Source organism: Streptomyces sp. AC555_RSS877 (assembly GCF_019049245.1).
Classification (GTDB): domain Bacteria; phylum Actinomycetota; class Actinomycetes; order Streptomycetales; family Streptomycetaceae; genus Streptomyces.
Genome location: NZ_JAGMUK010000018.1, coordinates 16,200 through 33,885 on the forward strand (window position 1 = coordinate 16,200; position 17,686 = coordinate 33,885).

The following is a 17,686-nucleotide window of genomic DNA, read 5'->3' on the forward strand; positions in this document are numbered from 1 at the left end:
ACTCCTGGGGTCGGGACGACAGGGTGTGCGTCAGGTCGTGCGGTGACGTTCCAGGGCGTGGTCCACCAGGGAGGCGGCAGCGCCCGTGTACGTGGCGGGATCGAGCAGCTCCGCCAGTTCACCGGGGCCCAGCAGGGGCCCGATGCGAGGGTGTTCGACGAGAACGTCGGTCAGGGGCCGTCCGGTGCGCGCAGCCGTCCCGGCCGCGTCGGAGAGCAGCCGCTTGGCCGCAGCCCTGCCGAGCTTGGGCGCCAGGACCGCGGCGAGCCGCTCGGAGGACATCAGAGCGCCGGTCGCGGCCGTGTTGGCCCGCATACGCTCCACGTGGACGACCAGCCCTTCGCACAGCTCGACGGCGGTGTGCGAGGCGCCGCCCGCCAGCCGCAGGCACTCGCGCAGCAGCAGCCACTCGGCGTGCCAGACACCGCCCGAGCGCTCGTCCTCGGTCACCAGACACTGCGTCAGCGCACCCGCCAGCGCGGGAACCTGGAGCGAGGCCGAACGGATCAGGGTGGCCAGCACCGGATTGCGTTTGTGCGGCATGGCCGAGGAGGCGCCGCGCCCGGCCACGGGCGGCTCGGTGACCTCGCCGACCTCGGTGCGGCCCATCGTCTGCACGTCCACGGCGATCTTTCCCAGGGCCCCCGTGACGAAGGACATGGCCGCGGCGACGTCGGCGACGGGAGAGCGCAGTGCGTGCCAGGGCAGGGGTGCCGTGGCCAGCCCGGTCTCGGCCGCGAACGCCTCGGACAGCGCGGCCGCGTACGGCGCCGTTTCCGCGGCCGGTACGCCGTCCACCGCCGAATACTCCAGATAGCCGGCCAGCGTGCCCGCCGCACCACCGAGCGAGACGGGCAGTCGGCCGTCGAGCAGGCGGCCGACGCGGTCGGCCGCCTCGCGCACCAGCAGCCCCCAGCCCGCCGCCTTGAGCCCGAAGGTGGTCGGGACGGCGTGCAGGGTCAGCGTCCGTCCGGCCATCAGCGTGTCCCGGTGCCGTGCCGCCAGCCGGTGCAACGCCGCCGCGGTGCGCAGCAGATCGGCGTGCACCAGGCGCAGCGCCCGGTCGCAGACCAGCATGGCGCCGGTGTCGAAGATGTCCTGGCTGGTCGAGCCGCGGTGCACGTACTCGGCGGCGTCCGGGTCATCCTCGGCCACGACCGCCGTGAAGGCGCGGACCAGGCCCACCACCGGGTTGGCGCTCTCCCGAGCGGTGACGGCGAGCCGGCGCAGGTCGAGTCGCTCCGCACGGGCGGCCCGGGTGATCGCCGCGGCGGCCTGCGCGGGCAGCGTGCCGAGCCCTGCCTGGGCGCGCGCCAGCGCCGCCTCCGCGTCCAGCATCGCCTGGAGCCAGGCCTCGTCGCTGACCGCCCGCTCCACCGGGGTGCCCGCACGCACCGGGGAGAGCAGTCCGGAATCCAGCTCCGCCGGGTACGCCGTCATGCCGGTGCCTCCGACAGGGTCTTGCCGGAACGGCGCGGGGACGCGCCCGCGGACGTGGGGGAGAGGGCCAGTACCGCCCGCGCGATGGCATCGGAGTCGCCCAGGGTCACCGAGTTCACCCCGGGCCGGATGCCCGCCGCGGTCACCCAGTGCACGGCCTCCGTGGGCACTCCGTACGCGAAGCGCCGGGGATGCCTGCGGCCGTAGGCGTCGACCAGGTGGTACGGGCGCTCGGTGACCTCCAGCCCGCCCGTCTCGTAACTCGTGCCGCACGCGCCGGGGATGCGGAACGGCCGGCACTGCCCGGTGGACAGCAGCTGGCGCAGCAGCGGATCCGCGGTCCGGCGCAGATCCGGCTCGGGCAGGCGCGCCTCGATCAGCACCCTGGCCCGCACGAGGCCGCCTGACACCCTGTCCGACTCGGCGACGAACGCACCCGCCGTGCCGTCGACGCGCACCCGCATGCCCGGACCGACCAGGTCGAGGACATCCGCCTCGAGCAGCGCGATCAGCTCCTCGATGCGCGAGACGGGCGGGCCGATCGACAGGAAGGCGTTGAGCGGGGTGTACCAGCCCTCCACCTCGTCCCGGTAGGAGTTGCCGTCCAGGCCGCCGTGGTCGAGGGCGAGCCGCACCTCGTTGCGCAGGTCTCGCAGCACGTCCAGGGCCGCCTTGAGCGGACCGCTCACGTTGCCCGCCAGCGCCTCCTGCACGTCCTGGCGCAGATGCTCCAGAAGCCAGTGGCGGAACTGAGCCCGGTCGGCGAACTCCCCGTCGCCGTGCGGCCGGAAGATCCTTTCCCAGTCCCACCGCTCGTCCCGCGCGATGCGGTACGCGTCGAGCAGGGCGTCCGTATCGGCGGAACCCTCGGGCAGCGAGACGTACCGCCCGACGAACTCCTCCCGTTCGGCCTCCCGGCCCCGGGCCGTCAGCAGCGCCCCGTAGTAGACGCTCTCCACCTCCCGGGCGATCAGCGGCCACAGGTCCGTTCCGAAGTACACGCGCTCACCGTCCACCGCGCGTTCCCGCAGGGCCGCGACCACCTGCTCGGTCAGCAGGCGGGGCTCGTGACGGCCGTGCGCTCCCTTCTCGTTGGCGCCGCGCGCGTGGTAGGGGATGCCGCGCCGGGAGCCCGCGACGATGTGCGGTTCCCGGCCGGAGGGGCGGTAGACGAGACGCCCGCCGACGCGGTCGAAGCGGCCGCCGCGGCCCACGGTGAGCAGCGCCATGTGGTCGAAGAAGTTCAGGCCGAGCCCGCGCAGCAGCACGGTCTCGCCGGACCGGATGTCCGACAGGTCCAGGTCGGCCGGGTTGGCCGGCAGGACGTGCAGCAGCCCGTGGGCGCGCGCCCGCTGCGACAACTGCCGCTGGGCGGCCGGGACGTCGGTCGGAACGTGGCCCTGGGAGAGAACGACCGCGTCGAGGCCGTCGAGGACCTCCCCGTCGGACAGGACGACCTGCTGCGCGCCGTCCAGCGGCCTTTCCCGGAGAGCGACGGCCCGCGCCTGGTGCACCCGCACCCGTAGGTGCGCAGGGGCGTTGGAGACCACCCGGGCGAAGACGTCCTCCAGGAAACGGCCGTAGAAGGCACGGGAGGGGTAGTCGTCCGGGCCCAGGCGGCGCGCTTCGGCGAGCACGGCCTCGTCGTAGAGCGTCGCCCCGCCGGACCCGTCACCGAGTGTGTGCGCCCACTCGTGCAGACTGGGGCCCGGCTCGACGGGACCGTCCATCTCCACGCTGGCGTCGGTGAACACGGTCACCTGTGAGGCGACCGTGTTCATCAGCAGCAGACGCGACTGTCCGGTGCGCCACACCCGCCCCGCTCCGGGCCGGTAGGGGTCGACGACGTGCACGGTGACCGTCCGGTGGGCGGGCGCGGCGCGTTCGTTGGCGCACAGCCGCTCCAGTACCGACAGACCGCGCGGTCCCGCGCCGACGAGGCACAGGTGGAGGTCACCGCTGGGCATATGCGTACTCCATGGGTGTCAGGGGAGGGCGGGGACGGAGGGGCTGTGCCCTCACATCGGTGCGGCGACCAGCAGACTCGTCTCGAGGGCGAGGGAGTGGACGCTTTCCAGGCGCAGACCCGCGGCTCGCAGGACGGAGCGGTAGCCGTCGAGGGTGCGCTCGCGGCCACCCGCGGCCATCAGCAGGTGCAGGTCCCACAGCAGAGGCAGCACGGGCGCGGTGCCGTCGGTGGCGACGACCCGCTCCAGCACCAGCAGTCGTCCGGTGTCCGACATGGCCTCGCGGATGTTGGCGAGGAGCGTCACACACCGCTCGTCGTCCCAGTCCTGCAGCACCCGGGACAGCAGGTACACGTCGCTGCCCGCGGGGACCTTGTCGAAGACGTCACCCGCGACCGTCTCGTAGCGGTGGGCGCCGACGGCGGCGCTCAGGTGCCGCTCGGCCACCGGCAGCATGTGCGGCAGGTCGAAGACGGTCCCCGTCAGGTGCGGGTGGGCCTGCAGTACGGCCGACAGCAGCAGGCCGCTGCCGCCCGCCACGTCGACCACGGTGTGCGCCCGCGAGAAGTCGAAGGCCGTCGCGGCCTCGGGGAAGAACACGTTGCCGGCGTTCATGGCGCGCAGGAACCGCGGTCCGGCGTCGGGCTCGTCGCGCAGGTAGGCGTGCAGCGAGGTGCCGAACGCGTGCTCGAAGCCCGAGGTTCCGGTGCGGATCGCGGGCTCCACCGCACCCCAGGCCCGGTGGAACTCCTCCCCGTACAGCAGCACCATGTCGCGCATCGACTGCTCGCCGCCGGCGACGAGGAGCGCGCCCACGCCGGTGAGCCCGTAGCCCTCCTCCTCGTCTCCGGTGAACACGCCGAGCGCCGCGAGCAGTCGCAGCAGCCGGGCCAGGCCGTCCTCGCTGGCGCCGGTCCGCTCGGCGAGAGCGGGGACAGTGCCGTGTCCGGCGGCGACGTGGTCCGGCAGGGACAGGGCGGCCGCCGCGTAGAGGGCCTGCGCCCGCCAGGTGCCGGTGATCAGGTCCACCACCTGACGTGCCGCCGTCGTCTCGGTGTCGGGCATGATCAGACCTTCCGTGCGGGGGCGGACACGGCGAGCGCGGGGTCGCCGGTGCGGGACAGAGCGGTACGCAGGCGCTCGCGCAGCAGGCGCTTGAGGACCTTGCCCGTGACACCGACCGGGAGCTCGGAGCGGTCGGCGGCCACCAGCAGGCCGCCGAGCGGTGCGAGGCCCTCGCGGGCCAGGGCCGCGTTGCACGTCGTCAGCAGCCGGGCCGGATCGCGCTCGGTGCCGTCGGAGAACAGGACGACGGCCAGGGGACGGGAGTGGCCCGGGGAGCGGGGATCGTCGACCGCGACGACCGCCGTGTCCAGGGCCTGCGTCGCGAGCAGGACGACCTCCTCCACCGGAAGGCTGTGGACCGGCCCGTCGACGGTGGAGACCACGTCCGGGGTGCGGTCGAGGTGGTACCAGGTGCCGTCGCTCTCGCGGCGCATGATGTCGCCGGTGAGGAAGTATCCGTTGACCGTGGATTCCTCGGTCAGGTTCGGTTCGTCCAGGTAGCCGGCGGTCACGCTCGGGGTCCGCACGCCGAGCCGGCCGGCCTGCCCGTCGGGCAGTTCACGACCCTGGTCGTCGAGCACCGCCGCCTTGCGCACCACGTTGGCGGGGACCCCTATGTGGCGCGCGTACCGGGTGGTCTCGGGCGTGTAGACCTGCTTGAACAGCACCATGCCCATCTCCGACGACCCGAGTCCGTCGAGGTAGCGCGAGCCGCTCAGCTCCTTCCCCTTCTCGGTGCGCCCGCCGAGAGCGATCAACGGACGGATGTGCCTCTCGTGGGAGGCGTCGCCCATGCCGTGCCAGGTGTGAATGTGCCGGGCGGCCTCGGGGCTGATCTCCTCGGTGCGGATCTCGGCGAGGGTGAGGGGGAAGGCCAGCACGGTGGTGGGCCGGAACAGGTTGATCGCCCGTGCCACGGCCTCGCCGCTCGCTTCGTCCAGGACCAGCGTCGGGATGCCGAGCAGGAGCGCCAGGCTGAGATAGCTGATGCCCGCCGAGTGGCTGTGCGGCAGCGCCGTCAGCAGCCGGTCGGAGCGCAGCGAAGGGAAGGTCCACAGCCGCTCACGCTTGCCCGCGAAGAACGAACCGTGGTGGAACACCGGGGCCTTGGGCCGTCCGGTGGTGCCCGACGAGTGCGAGATCATGATCAGGTCGTCGTGGGCGTGCCGGTGCGGGAAGCCGGGCATCGGCCGGGGCGGCAGGGGAGCGGTGACGGCGAGCACGGCGATGTCCGCGACCTCGGGCGTGGCCCGCCCGGGTGCGTCCGACTCCCAGGCGTCCGCGAGGCCCTTGAGGAGATCGCCGTCGCCCACCAGCACCGTGGTCCGCGTGCGCAGGAAGTACTCGGCGGCCGTCGCCGGGGCCATCTTCGGATTGCAGTGCACGGCGGCCGCACCGAGCGACGTGATGGCGATGTGGTGGATCAGGCCGAGCAGCCCGTCGCGGGTGTGCACGCCCACGTGCGCCCCGGGCCGCACCCCCCGGCCGCGGTACCAGTGGGCGTAGCGGATCGCGGCGACACGCACGTCGTTCAGGGACACCCCCTTCGGCTCGTCCGCCGCCCAGGAGGGGGAGGACACGTCGGGGTGGAACAGGAGCGGACGGTCCCGGTCGCGGCTGACGCGCCAGGCGTGCCAGAAGAAGTTCCCCGCCCCCAAATCCCGGTCGGCATGGAGGCGCAGGCGTTGCGCGGCGGACCTGTGTGTGCCGAACAGGAACATAGGAATACCTCACACTCCGCAGTGATTCGCCGAATTCTTCGGTCACCGGTGAGACATCGCGGCCCGTGATACCCCAGCGGTTCGGGAATGGTTCGTGGCGGAGTCTCCAACCGCCCGCTAAAGGGCCGATGGAAAGGCATCCCGACCGCTGATCTTGCTTCGTTCTTCAGAGCGGGTTGCGACGATCGCACCTGTTCGATCGACAGAGGGCTGGAGGCCGCGTCGGATGGAGGACCCGCTGATAACCCCGGTCGCCGTTGTCGGAGGCGGTCCGGTCGGATTGCTGCTCGCTCTGTTCCTGGACCGGCAGGGCGTACCCTGCGTCGTCCTCAACTCCCAGCGGACCGTGCCCGATCAGCCGCGCGGCAGCACCCACAACGCGCGGACCATGGAGCACTACCGCACCCTGGGTCTGGCCGGGCGGATCCGCGAACTCGGCCTTCCCGGCGGCCACTCGGCGGGCATCTCCTTCTTCACCCGCTACAACGCACACGAACTGGCCCTGCTGCCCTGGCCGGGCACCGACGAGGTGCTGCGCCAACGAGTCGCGGCCGACCGCACTGACCAGTCCCCCGAGCCGATGCACCGGGCGAACCAGATGTACGTCGAGCGGCTGCTGCTCGACCACGCCCGCACCCGGCCGCGGATCACCCTGCGCTTCGGCTGGACGGTCACCGCCCTGCGGGAGAGCGCGCGGCACGTCGACGTCGTGGCCGAAGCCGACGGAGTCCGGCGCACCTTCAGGGCGGGATTCGTGGCGGGCTGCGACGGCGGGCACAGCCTGGTCCGGCGCCACCTCGGGATCCGGTACGAGGGAGAGGGCACCCTCGACCAGGACGTGCTCGGCCGCCGTTCCACCGCCGCCCACCTGCGGGTGCCCACGCTGTACCGGGACTACCTGCGCGGCCGGAGCGCGTGGAGCAACTGGGTCGTCAACGCGCACCTCGCGCTGAACCTGATCGCGCTCAACGGAGTGGACGAGTTCTTTTTGCTCACCAGTTCCGTCGACCCCGACACGGCGACGGACGCCGAACTGGTGAGGCTGGTGCAGCGGGCGGCGGGTGAACCCCTTCCGGTCGAGGTGCTCAGCCACCGGCCGTGGACCGCGGGCGCGGCGCTGGTCGCGGAATCGTTCGGTACGGGCCGCATCCGGCTCGCCGGCGACGCAGCGCACCTGTTCACACCCAACGGCGGCTTCGGCATGAACACCGGTGTCGACGACGCCGCCAACCTCGCCTGGAAACTCGCGGCGGCCGTTCAGGGATGGGCGGGTCCGGATCTGCTGGACACGTACGGCATCGAGCGCAGACCGATCGCCCTGCGCAACACCTCGGCGGCCAGAACCCTCGGCCAGGGACTCGGCGCCGTCGACCGACCCGCCTGCCTGGAAGCGGACTCCGCCGCCGGCGAGGCCGCCCGGGCCAAGACCGGCGCGGAACTCGCCGAGTACGGGATGCGCACCCTGGACACCCTTGGTGTGCAGTTGGGCGCCCGCTACGACGGCTCGCCGATCGTCGCCGGGGACGGGTCCGGGCCGGTCCCCGACTCCTTCGCCGCGTACACGCCCTCCGCCGTGCCGGGCGGCCGTGCTCCCCACCTGTGGCTCGACGACCGCCGCACGGACGGCAGTTCGCTGTTCGACCGGTTCGGCTCCGGGTTCACGCTGCTGCGGCTCGGCCCACGTCCGCCGCAGACCGGACGGATCGAGGCCGCGGCCCGTGACCGGGGCGTACCCCTGCGGACGGTCACGCTCGACGATCCGCTCGCGCGGGACCTGTACGAGCGTGACCTGGTGCTGATCCGCCCCGACCAGCACGTCGCCTGGCGAGGCGACCGGGAGCCCGGCGACTCGGCGGCGCTCCTCGCGCTGGTCACCGGAGGGCCGCACGAGACGGCGTCGAGAACCGCGCCGGCACCGGCTCGCGGGTGGTGGTAGTCGAGCGCACCCAGGTCCCGATGCCGGGATCAACAGAGTCTGAGTGACGGTAGAATCCGCGCGAATCGCGCCGTTTTGACCAGGCATGCCGGAGGAAAGACCTTTCGCAGGCCGGCCTGGGCGACGATGGGGGAGTCACATGGAATTTCGCGTTCTCGGCCCTCTGAGTGTGTGCGACGACGAAGGTCGCCACAGAACCCCGACCGCCCCGAAACAACGTCAGTTGCTGTCGCTCCTCGCGCTCAACGCGAACCACGTCGTGTCCGTGGCACAGATAGTCGAGGAGATCTGGGAGTACCGGCCGCCGTCGAGCGCGGTCGCGGCGGTGCACACGTACGTCATGCAGTTGCGCCGCTCCCTGGACGGGGCCCGGCGCGGCCCGGGCCGCAGCCCCGGCCGGCTGCAGACACGCGACCAGGGGTACGTGCTGAAACTGAACGCCGGGGAACTGGATCTGGACCGCTACGAGCAGCAGGTCCGGGCCGCTCGCGCGACACTGGAGGCCGGCCAACACGCCGAGGCCGCCGAGCAGTTGCGCGCCGCCGAGATGATGTGGACGGGGCCGATGCTGGTCGACGTACCCACGGGCCCGCTGCTGAGAGCCGCCATCGAGGTCGTCGAGCGTGACCGGCTCGACGCCGTCCCCCAGCGTCTGGGGGCCGAACTGCACCTCGGGCGACACCACGAGATCCTCGGTGAACTCACCGCGCTGGTGCACCAGTACGGGACGCACGAGGACCTTGTCGAGCACCTCATGCTCGCCCTGTACCGGTCGGGCCGGCAGGCCGACGCGCTGATGGCCTACCACCGGCTGCGAGCCCGGCTGCGGGAGGAACTCGGTATGAAGCCCTCGGCGCGGCTGCAACGCCTGCACACGCACATGCTCTCCGGGCACCCGCGGCTGGAACCTCCCTCAAGCGGGCGCTTCCGGCAGTCGCTCAACCTGCTGGCCGAGCGCACCGTGTCCGCCCCGCGCGAGGCCGTCCGCGGCGGCGGACTGGTCATGATCTGACGTCTGCGCGGCCGGCGAGAGGCGGCCCGGCAGTCCGACCAGGGCGACCACCAGGGCCGGCCCCATCAGCAGGGCCGCCGCGCCGAACGCCTGGCCCGCCCCGGCGGTCACCCCGGTGCCACTGCCGCACACCGCCACCGCGAGCACCGTGCCCAGAGCGGTGCCGAGCTGCCCCGCGCACTGCACCAGACCCGCCGCCAGCCCCGCGCCGGTACCCCTGAACCGGGCCAGCGCCACGACCTCGCACGACATCCAGATCAACGGCAGTCCCGCCCCGGCGAGGATCAGGCCGGGCAGCATGCCCGAGACGTATCCCGAGGCGTGCGAGCGGGCGGCCAGCGTCCACAGGCCGGCTCCCAGGAGCAGGCAGCCGAGTGCGCACGGCAGGCGGGCGCCGTACCGGGCGAGCAGCGCGCCGCAGGCCCGGCCGACGACGAAGATGCCCCCGACCATCGGCAGCAGCGCGAAGCCGGCGGCCAGCGCACCGTACCCGTAGGCGTCGCGCAGGTGCATGCCGCCGAGGAAGGCGACGGGCGCCGCGGCCGTCGACACGAGCAGGATGCCCGCCGCACCGGACACCAGGCCCCGGTCGCGGATGAGGGCTGCGGGCAGCAGCGGGTGGGGACAGGTGCGTTGCCGGAGCCAGAAGGCGGCTGCCAGCGTCAGCGCGCCGAGCGCGGCGTACACCGTGTACCGGTCCGTGCCGTGTCCGGCCAGGCGCACCAAGGCGTACACCAGAGTGAGCAGGGCGCCCGTCAGGGCCGCGGCTCCCGTCAGGTCCAGGCGGACCTCGCGGGATCTGGACGGGTCGGGCAGCGGGGTGCGCCGGGCCAGCGCCAGGGCGACGGCGATCACGGGAACGTTGAGGTAGAAGGCCCAGCGCCAGTCGAGGCCGCTGACCACGAGACCGCCGCACAGGACGCCCGCCACCGAGCCGACGCCGCCGGCGCCCGCCCACAGTGCGAGGGCTCTGGCGCGCTGGTGCGGTGCGGCCGCGGTCACCAGCAGCGACATCGCGGCCGGCACGAGCACGGCGGCCGCCAGCGCCTGTCCGGCGCGCGCGGTGACGAGCAGCGGGCCGTTGGGTGCGGCGCCGCACGCGGCCGAGGCCACGGCGAACGCGACCATCCCGTGCAGGAAGAGCCGGCGAGCCCCTGCCAGGTCCGCGAGCCGGCCCCCCAGCAGTTGGAGTCCGCCCACCAGCAGCACATAGATGTTGGTCACCCATTGCACGGCTTCGAGCGACATCGACAGGTCGCGCCGGATGTCGCTCAGCGCGAGTGTCACGATGCCGCTGTCGGCGTTGGCGAGCAGGGGCGCGAGGACGGCCAGGGCGAGCAGCCGGCGGTCCAGCGGCGGCGCTGCGCGGTTCTGCGGGCGGGCAGGGGCGTACAAGGCCATGACGGCTCCCGGGAGTCGGCGTGATGCCGCCGCGCAGGCCCCGGAGCGGGGCGGACGGGGAACGAAGCCCGCGGCCTTCCGTTCGGATCAGCGCGGATCAGGGGGCGGGTCCCGGCTCGTGCCGTCGCAGGGCGGAGCGGACGGGCCACGCGGAGCGGTGGCGGCCGACGGCAACGCGGCAGACGTGCGTGCCGGGGCTCGCGAGCCCCGGCGTGATCCGAACGAGTGGCCCCGGGGCCGCGAGACGGCACGGCGGGGCTGAGGACGTGAGAGAGGGAAGAAGCAGACGGCGCCCGTGACGGCGCGGCGCTGCGGAGATCCGCGGGAAGAGTGTGGCGCCGCCGCGGACGGCACGGCCGTGACCGGCGGTGCTCACGGGACCCGGGTCCCGTGACGAGAGGGAACTCCGGCGGGTCACCCGGGGGTTGAAAGCAGCGAGGAGCGTGTCCGGCGGCGCCGGCAGCCCGTGCAGGCTCGGTTCACCACGCGGCGCCGGCGGGCCGTTCCAAGTCGTACGGCCCGGCCGCCGTGCGGCGGCCGGGGACAGAGGGAGGGCCGGGTTCGCCGGCCCTCCCGCACGGTGTTGCTCAGAGCTCCTTGAGGAGCCCGCCGTCCACGACGAACTCGGCGCCCGTGGTGCTGCCGGAGCGAGGCGAAGCGAGCAGCACGACGGCGTCGGCCACTTCCTGCGGCTCGACGAAGCGGCCCGTGGCCAGGTTCAGCATCTCCGGGACCACGCTGTTGATGACGTTGTCCTTGTCGGTGCCGGCCTGCGAGGCGATCATGTCGGCGACGCCGCCCTCGTCCGTCCACCACGGCGTGCGCACCACACCGGGGGAGACCGTGTTCACGCGGATGCCCTGGGGCCCGAACTCGCCCGAGAGGACCTTGGTGATGTTGCTCAGGGCGGCCTTCGCGGCGCCGTAGTCGACGTTGATCGGCGAAGGCTGGCGGGCGTTGCCGGAGGAGATGTTCACGATGGCGCCGCCGCCGCGCTCCAGCAGGTGCGGAATGGCGGCGCGGATGGCGCGCACGGCCGAGAACAGGTTGAACTCGAACATGGCACGCCACTCCTCGTCGGAGGCGTGCAGGAACGAACCGCGCGGCAGGGTCACACCGGGGGGCGGACCGCCGGCGTTGTTCACCAGGATGTCGAGCCCGCCGAACTGCTCCACGGCGCGGGAGACGACCTGCGCGGGCGCGTCCTCGTCCATGAAGTCGGCCGGGACGTGCACGAGGTTCGGGCCGGCCAGCATGTCCAGCTCCGGGGTGCTCTTGCGGGAGGTCGCCACGACCTTGGCGCCCTCCTCGAGGAGCGTGCGCACGATGGCCAGGCCGATGCCCTTGGAAGCGCCGGTCACCACGGCGACTCGGCCGGAAAGCTGCAGATCCATAAGGTTCCTTCTCGATGGTCGGCCCCGCCCTGAGGTGGGGAGGAGCGCTGTGCGGTGTGCTCTCATCAACGGAAACACCGCGGTGCCCGAAGGGGTTGCAGGCGGTGCTGCCGGGCTCGTGGGGTCAGCGGTGCCAGCGCATGACCTCCTCCGGGAGTTCCTCCAGCTCCGCGATCTCGGACGGTTTGCGGTCCATGTACTCGGGGTCGCACCCCTTGTGCCCCAGCAGCCGGGCGACCGGGGCGAGCACGGTGAACAGGGCGCGCTGCAGCGCCCACGGGGGCGAGGTGAACCGCACCACGTCACCGAACTCGAGCGTCGTCACCGCCTGTTGCAGCAGCCTGGGCATGCCCTCGGGCGTGGTCTTGCCGTCCTGTGCGAGTCCGAACAGCTGGCGCAGCACGAGCTGCTCGAAGCGGTCGCTGTTCTTGCGCACCTCGCAGATGTGGAAAGCCTGTTCGCCACTGCAGTTCCACCAGCGGTGCTTGATGCCCGGCTGGATGAGCACGCTCTGCCCGGGCTTGTCGAGGGTCACCTGGCGTCCGCCGATCAGGAAGGCGACCTTGCCGCGCACCAGCGTGAAGCGCTCCTCGCTCACCGGGTGGAGGTGCTCGCCCGAGACCGCTCCGCCGGGCTCGGAGTACACGTCCATCACGGTGCGCGCCCCGCCCGTGTGCGAGGACGGCGTTCTGATCACGACCCGCTCCCTGCACCGCGGATTCTCGTATACCTCACCGACGCTGACCGTCACCGGCCCGCCTCCTTCCGCCATGGCGAATTCAGCCTGGACTTTGATGGTGGCGATCGGTGGGCCGTCGGACACTCCCCATCTTGCGGTCGTATCCCGGAATGCCCCGTTCAGGGATTCGACCGCAAGATCCGGAGTGTTTTCCGCTATGGCTGATTCGTACTGTCGCGGCGCAGAAGATCGCGTGAAGCGGGCGCCAAAAATGGCGAGAACGGGAGACGTAAAGTGCGCGACAACAGTGGGATAGGCCGCAGACGGTTCTTCACGACCGCCGCGGCGCTGGGCGGCACGGCCGCCGTGGGCGGGGCCCTGGCCGGGCAGGCGGCAGCCGCCCCCAGGCAGGCGGCCCCGGCCGTGGGTTTCGCTCCGGTCACGGTGACGTCGGCGGACGCGCAGTACGCAGAGCTTGTGCACGGCATGAACCACCGCTACGTCGGCAGGCCCGAGGCCGTCCAGATCGTGGACGACGTCTCCCAGGTGGCGAGCGTGGTGCAGGCGGCCGTCACCGCCGGAAAGCGCCTGACCGTGCGCTCCGGCGGGCACTGCCTGGAGGACTTCGTCTTCAACCCCGACGTCCAGGTGGTGCTCGATCTGTCACAGCTCAACAACGTGTACTACGACGCCGAACGGCGCGCCTTCGCCGTCGAGACGGGCGCACAGCTCCTGGACGTCTACACCCTGCTGTACCAGGTGTACGGCGTCACGGTTCCCGGCGGCATCTGCTACTCCGTCGCGGCCGGCGGCCACGTCAGCGGCGGCGGCTGGGGCCTGCTGTGCCGCCAGCTCGGCCTGATCATCGACTACCTGTGCGCCGTCGAGGTGGTGGTGGTCGGGGCCGACGGCAAGGTGCGCACGGTGGTGGCGACCAACGAGCCGGGCGACCCCAACCGCGAGCTGTGGTGGGCCCACGCGGGTGGAGGCGGCGGCAACTTCGGTGTCGTCACCCGCTACTGGTTCCGCACCCCCGGCGCCACCGGCACCGACCCGAAGAAGCTGCTGCCCAAGCCGCCCCGTGAGGTGTACCTGGTGGCGCAGTCCTGGCCGTGGGAGAGCATGACGGAGGCGAAGTTCTCCCGGCTGGTGCAGAACTACGCGCGCTGGTTCACCGCGCACAGCGCACCGGGCGCCCCCGAACTGGCCCTGGCGAGCTTCCTCGTGCTGACCCACGAGTCCAGCGGGCAGATCGCCATGGTCACCCAGGTCGACGCCACCGCTCCCAACGCCCGCCAGATGCTCGACGGCTACCTCGCCGCCATCGGCGACGGCGTCGGCGTCCAGACGGGAGCGGTCACCCGCCGATTCGCCGAGTTCGGCCCGATGGCCATGTACGCCGAGCCCCGCAAGCTGCCGTGGCTGGAGGCCACCCGATACCTCGGCACCACCAACACCAACCTCACCGACCCCACCTTCCGGCAGGAGTACAAGTCCGCGTACATGCGCGGGACCTTCCCCGGCCGGCAGCTCGCGGCGCTGTACAAGCACCTGACGCGCACGGACGTCACCCTGCCCGGCGCCTCGATCACCCTCAGCTCGTACGGCGGCGAGGTCAACCGGGTCGCACCGGCGGCCACCGGCTATCCGCACCGCGAGTCGTTCTTCAAGCTGATGTGGATGTCCCTGTGGAACGACGACGCCGAGGACGCCGCCTACATCGCCTGGAACCGGGAGTGCTACGCGGAGGTCTACGCCGACACCGGCGGTGTGCCCGTGCCCAACGGCGTCACTGACGGGTGCTATGTCAACTACCCGGACAACGACCTGAACGACCCGAAGTACAACACCTCGTCGACGCCCTGGTACTCGCTCTACTACAAGGGCAACTACCCGCGGCTGCAGCAGGTGAAGAAGAAGTACGACCCGACGGACTTCTTCCGCCACGCCCAGTCCGTCCGTCTGCCCTGACACGTGCGGAAAGGCCGCCCCGGACCTTCCGGGGCGGCCTTTCGCGCGTGCGTGACGCGGAACTCAGCGCTTGACGGCGAACGTCAGCCCGTCCGCGTAGGGGACCACACTCAGGTCCACCCGCTCGTCATGGTGCAGCCGCGGATTGAAGGCACGAAGTGCCTGCGTCTCGGAGTCCTGGGCGGACTCGTCGAGCAGGGCACCGTGCCACAGCACGTTGTCGACGACGACCAGGCCACCGGGACGCAGCAGTTCGAGCGCGTACTCGTAGTACGCCGTGTAGTTCTCCTTGTCCGCGTCGATGAACACGAAGTCGAACGTCCCGGCGGCGTTCTCCTCCTTCAACAGCCGTTCGAGGGAGTCGCGGGCGTCGCCGATGTACAGATCGACCTTGTCCGCGACGCCGGCCCGCTTGCAGTAGTCGAGCGCCATGGCGCTCCACTCCTCGCTGATGTCCAGCCCCACCACACGGCCGTCGGCGGGGAGCGCGAGCGCCGTCGACAGCAGGCTGTAACCGGTGAACACGCCGACCTCGAGAGCGCGCCGGGCCCCGGTCGCCTTCAGCAGGGTCCGCATGAACTGGCCCTGCTCCGGCGAGATCTGCATCAGGTGCAGGGGGAGCTGCGAGGTCTCCTCGCGCAGCTTCTGCAACAGGTCGGGCTCGCGCAGCGAGACATCGGCGACGTAGTCCTGGAGTGCGTCGGTCAACTCGACCTGGAGTCTCATGATGGCCACCTCGTGTCGGGTACTCGAATCCGAGAAGGAATTACAGGCGCCCGCACGCGCCGGTGTCAATAATTTCCGGACTCCTGGATATTGCGCAGAAATGTGCGTCGTTTGCCTCGATCGATCCTTCAGCGGCCACCGGCACAATGCCCCTGAGAAAGCCCCCAATTCGAGGGCCGATTTCTTTTCGAGGAGTGTCGATGGGCGACAGGCAACGCCGCTTTCGCGACTGCCTCGGCCGGTTCGCCACGGGCGTCACCGTGGTCACCGTCGAACACGACCACGGCGTGCACGGCGCCACCGTGGGCTCGTTCACCTCCGTCTCCCTCGAACCCCCGCTGGTGATGGTGTCCCTGGACCGGCGCAGCCGGATGTGCGACCTGCTGCCGGGTGCGTCGTCGTTCGGCGTGAACGTGCTCGCCGCACACCAACAGGACCTGGCCCTGCACTTCGCGGGCCGGCCACTGCCCGCGGGCACTCCGGTGCCCTGGGACCCCGATGCGGCGGGGCCGCGCCTGGCCGGCGTCGCCGCCCACCTCGACTGCGTGCCCTGGGCCGCGTACGACGGTGGCGACCACGTGCTGCACATCGGCCGGGTGCGGGGCTTCACGACAGGGGACGCGGAGCCCCTGGTGTTCCACGGCGGGGCCTTTCGCCTCCTGGACACCGCTCCCGGCCATCACGCGTGGGCCGGGACCCTCGACGGACCTGCCGACGGCGCGTGGTCGTCGGGAACCGCGGCACATCACATCCCGCTGGGTCACTGACCGTCACGACCGGACAAGGACACACCATGACGCTGCAGCAGGGCGAGGCCTCCGCCTCGGCACCGGCTCCCCGCACCACCCGCCCCCTGACCGGCGACGAGTACCTGGAGAGTCTGCGCGACGACCGCGAGGTCTACATCTACGGCGAACGCGTCGACGACGTCACCAAGCACCCGGCGTTCGCCAATCCGGCCCGGATGACGGCCCGTCTGTACGACGCCCTGCACGATCCGGCCCGCCGCGACGTGCTGACCACCGGCACCGACACCGGGAGCGACGGCTTCACCCACAAGTTCTTCCGCACGCCGCGCAGCGTCCAGGACGTCGTCGAGGACCGTGAGGCGATCGCCGAGTGGGCCCGCCTCACCTACGGCTGGATGGGCCGCAGCCCGGACTACAAGGCGGCCTTCCTCGGCACGCTCGGCGCCAACTCCGACTACTACGCCCCCTTCCAGGACAACGCGCAGCGCTGGTACCGCGAGTCCCAGGAGAAGGTGCTGTTCTGGAACCACGCGATCATCCACCCGCCGGTCGACCGGCACCGCCCGTCCGAAGAGGTCAAGGACGTCTTCGTGCACGTGGAGAAGGAAACCGACGCCGGTCTCGTCGTCAGCGGCGCCAAGGTCGTGGCCACCGGCTCGGCCATCACGCACTACAACTTCATCTCGCACTACGGACTGCCGCTCAAGGAGAAGGAGTTCGCGCTCGTCGCGACCATCCCGATGGGCGCGCCCGGCCTGAAACTGATCTGCCGTCCCTCCTACGCCGCGACGGCCGCCGTCATGGGCAGCCCCTTCGACTACCCGCTCTCCTCGCGCCTGGACGAGAACGACACCATCTTCGTCCTCGACAAGGTGCTCATCCCCTGGGAGAACGTCTTCCTCTACGGCGACGTGGACCAGGTCAACGGGTTCGCCCCGAAGTCCGGCTTCATCCCGCGGCTGACCTTCCACGGCTGCATCCGCCTCGCCGTGAAGATCGACTTCATCGCGGGGTTGCTGGTCAAGGCCGTCGAGATGACCGGCACCAAGGACTTCCGTGGCATCCAGGCCCGGATCGGCGAGGTGCTCGCCTGGCGCAACATGTTCTGGGCCCTGACCGACGCCGCCGCCCGCAACCCCGAGGAGTGGAAGAACGGCGCGCTGCTGCCGCGCCTGGAGTACGGCATGGCCTACCGCTGGTTCATGACCATCGGCTATCCGCGCATCAAGGAGATCATCGAGCAGGACGTCGCCAGCGGCCTCATCTACGTCAACTCCAGCGCCGAGGACTTCAAGAACCCCGACGTGCGCCCCTACCTCGACAAGTACGTGCGCGGCTCCAACGGCTACGACGCCGTCAGCCGCGTCAAGCTGATGAAACTGTTGTGGGACGCGGTCGGCACCGAGTTCGGCGGCCGGCACGAGCTGTACGAACGCAACTACTCCGGCAACCACGAGTCGGTGCGCAGCGACATCTTCATGGCCCAGATGGAGAACGGCCAGCTGGACGCGTACAAGGGATTCGCCGAGCAGTGCCTTCAGGAGTACGACCTCGACGGGTGGACGGTCCCCGACCTCGACTCGTTCCACGGGCTCCGAGGCGCGAGGAAGAACTTCTGGCACTGA

13 protein-coding genes are annotated in these 17,686 nt (G+C 71.4%); 5 read left to right on the top strand and 8 right to left on the bottom strand.

Annotated elements, in window-relative coordinates; genetic code table 11:
- Nucleotides 1-30: 30 nt before the first annotated feature.
- The 4 genes from KUM49_RS08245 to KUM49_RS08260 are packed head-to-tail and all read right to left on the bottom strand — an operon-like array spanning nucleotide 31 to nucleotide 6,193.
- Nucleotides 31-1,440, bottom strand: coding sequence for a lyase family protein (locus KUM49_RS08245; RefSeq protein WP_217236064.1), 1,410 nt, complete (start codon nucleotides 1,438-1,440; stop codon nucleotides 31-33).
- On the bottom strand, nucleotides 1,437-3,407 hold the full coding sequence (locus KUM49_RS08250) for an FAD/NAD(P)-binding domain-containing protein (RefSeq protein ID WP_217236065.1): 1,971 nt from the start codon (nucleotides 3,405-3,407) through the stop codon (nucleotides 1,437-1,439). The genes KUM49_RS08245 and KUM49_RS08250 overlap by 4 nt, the downstream gene beginning before the upstream one ends.
- 51 nt (nucleotides 3,408-3,458) lie before the next feature.
- Nucleotides 3,459-4,472, bottom strand: a complete 1,014-nt coding sequence (locus tag KUM49_RS08255) for a methyltransferase (protein WP_217236066.1) — start codon at nucleotides 4,470-4,472, stop codon at nucleotides 3,459-3,461.
- Nucleotides 4,473-4,474: 2 nt separating this feature from the next.
- Nucleotides 4,475-6,193, bottom strand: coding sequence for a class I adenylate-forming enzyme family protein (locus KUM49_RS08260; RefSeq protein ID WP_217236067.1), 1,719 nt, complete (start codon nucleotides 6,191-6,193; stop codon nucleotides 4,475-4,477).
- A 226-nt stretch (nucleotides 6,194-6,419) separates the two neighbouring features.
- On the opposite strand from KUM49_RS08260, the gene KUM49_RS08265 reads away from it, so the two are divergent.
- Both KUM49_RS08265 and KUM49_RS08270 read left to right on the top strand, forming a co-directional pair.
- Nucleotides 6,420-8,129: an FAD-dependent monooxygenase gene (locus KUM49_RS08265; protein WP_217236068.1), complete on the top strand. Its 1,710-nt coding sequence runs from the start codon at nucleotides 6,420-6,422 to the stop codon at nucleotides 8,127-8,129.
- Between the two features lie 139 nt (nucleotides 8,130-8,268).
- Nucleotides 8,269-9,141, top strand: a complete 873-nt coding sequence (locus tag KUM49_RS08270; RefSeq protein WP_254400927.1) for an AfsR/SARP family transcriptional regulator — start codon at nucleotides 8,269-8,271, stop codon at nucleotides 9,139-9,141.
- Here KUM49_RS08270 and KUM49_RS08275 read toward each other — a convergent pair.
- From KUM49_RS08275 to KUM49_RS08285, 3 genes are all read right to left on the bottom strand, one after another.
- Nucleotides 9,043-10,542 (bottom strand): MFS transporter, encoded by a 1,500-nt coding sequence (locus KUM49_RS08275; protein ID WP_217236070.1) that lies wholly within the window; start codon nucleotides 10,540-10,542, stop codon nucleotides 9,043-9,045. The genes KUM49_RS08270 and KUM49_RS08275 overlap by 99 nt on opposite strands.
- A gap of 587 nt (nucleotides 10,543-11,129) precedes the next feature.
- A complete protein-coding gene (locus KUM49_RS08280; RefSeq protein ID WP_217236071.1) occupies nucleotides 11,130-11,936 on the bottom strand; it encodes an SDR family NAD(P)-dependent oxidoreductase in 807 nt (268 codons plus the stop codon).
- 124 nt (nucleotides 11,937-12,060) lie between these two features.
- On the bottom strand, nucleotides 12,061-12,633 hold the full coding sequence (locus tag KUM49_RS08285; protein ID WP_308406567.1) for a cupin domain-containing protein: 573 nt from the start codon (nucleotides 12,631-12,633) through the stop codon (nucleotides 12,061-12,063).
- Between the two features lie 276 nt (nucleotides 12,634-12,909).
- On the opposite strand from KUM49_RS08285, the gene KUM49_RS08290 reads away from it, so the two are divergent.
- A complete protein-coding gene (locus KUM49_RS08290; protein WP_217236073.1) occupies nucleotides 12,910-14,586 on the top strand; it encodes an FAD-binding oxidoreductase in 1,677 nt (558 codons plus the stop codon).
- A 63-nt stretch (nucleotides 14,587-14,649) separates the two neighbouring features.
- Here the strand turns inward: KUM49_RS08290 and KUM49_RS08295 are convergent, their stop codons facing one another.
- Nucleotides 14,650-15,312, bottom strand: coding sequence for a class I SAM-dependent methyltransferase (locus KUM49_RS08295; protein ID WP_217236074.1), 663 nt, complete (start codon nucleotides 15,310-15,312; stop codon nucleotides 14,650-14,652).
- Between the two features lie 200 nt (nucleotides 15,313-15,512).
- Between KUM49_RS08295 and KUM49_RS08300 the strand changes: the two genes are divergently transcribed.
- Both KUM49_RS08300 and KUM49_RS08305 read left to right on the top strand, forming a co-directional pair.
- Nucleotides 15,513-16,079, top strand: a complete 567-nt coding sequence (locus KUM49_RS08300) for a flavin reductase family protein (RefSeq protein ID WP_217236075.1) — start codon at nucleotides 15,513-15,515, stop codon at nucleotides 16,077-16,079.
- Between the two features lie 26 nt (nucleotides 16,080-16,105).
- Nucleotides 16,106-17,686: a 4-hydroxyphenylacetate 3-hydroxylase family protein gene (locus KUM49_RS08305; protein ID WP_217236076.1), complete on the top strand. Its 1,581-nt coding sequence runs from the start codon at nucleotides 16,106-16,108 to the stop codon at nucleotides 17,684-17,686.

Bases quoted from the DNA above. Each gene is read 5' to 3' on its own strand.
- KUM49_RS08245 (WP_217236064.1), bottom strand. From the start codon at position 1,440: ATGACGGCGTACCCGGCGGAGCTGGATTCCGGACTGCTCTCCCCGGTG.
- KUM49_RS08250 (WP_217236065.1), bottom strand. From the start codon at position 3,407: ATGCCCAGCGGTGACCTCCACCTGTGCCTCGTCGGCGCGGGACCGCGC.
- KUM49_RS08255 (WP_217236066.1), bottom strand. From the start codon at position 4,472: ATGCCCGACACCGAGACGACGGCGGCACGTCAGGTGGTGGACCTGATC.
- KUM49_RS08260 (WP_217236067.1), bottom strand. From the start codon at position 6,193: ATGTTCCTGTTCGGCACACACAGGTCCGCCGCGCAACGCCTGCGCCTC.
- KUM49_RS08265 (WP_217236068.1), top strand. From the start codon at position 6,420: ATGGAGGACCCGCTGATAACCCCGGTCGCCGTTGTCGGAGGCGGTCCG.
- KUM49_RS08270 (WP_254400927.1), top strand. From the start codon at position 8,269: ATGGAATTTCGCGTTCTCGGCCCTCTGAGTGTGTGCGACGACGAAGGT.
- KUM49_RS08275 (WP_217236070.1), bottom strand. From the start codon at position 10,542: ATGGCCTTGTACGCCCCTGCCCGCCCGCAGAACCGCGCAGCGCCGCCG.
- KUM49_RS08280 (WP_217236071.1), bottom strand. From the start codon at position 11,936: ATGGATCTGCAGCTTTCCGGCCGAGTCGCCGTGGTGACCGGCGCTTCC.
- KUM49_RS08295 (WP_217236074.1), bottom strand. From the start codon at position 15,312: ATGAGACTCCAGGTCGAGTTGACCGACGCACTCCAGGACTACGTCGCC.
- KUM49_RS08300 (WP_217236075.1), top strand. From the start codon at position 15,513: ATGGGCGACAGGCAACGCCGCTTTCGCGACTGCCTCGGCCGGTTCGCC.
- KUM49_RS08305 (WP_217236076.1), top strand. From the start codon at position 16,106: ATGACGCTGCAGCAGGGCGAGGCCTCCGCCTCGGCACCGGCTCCCCGC.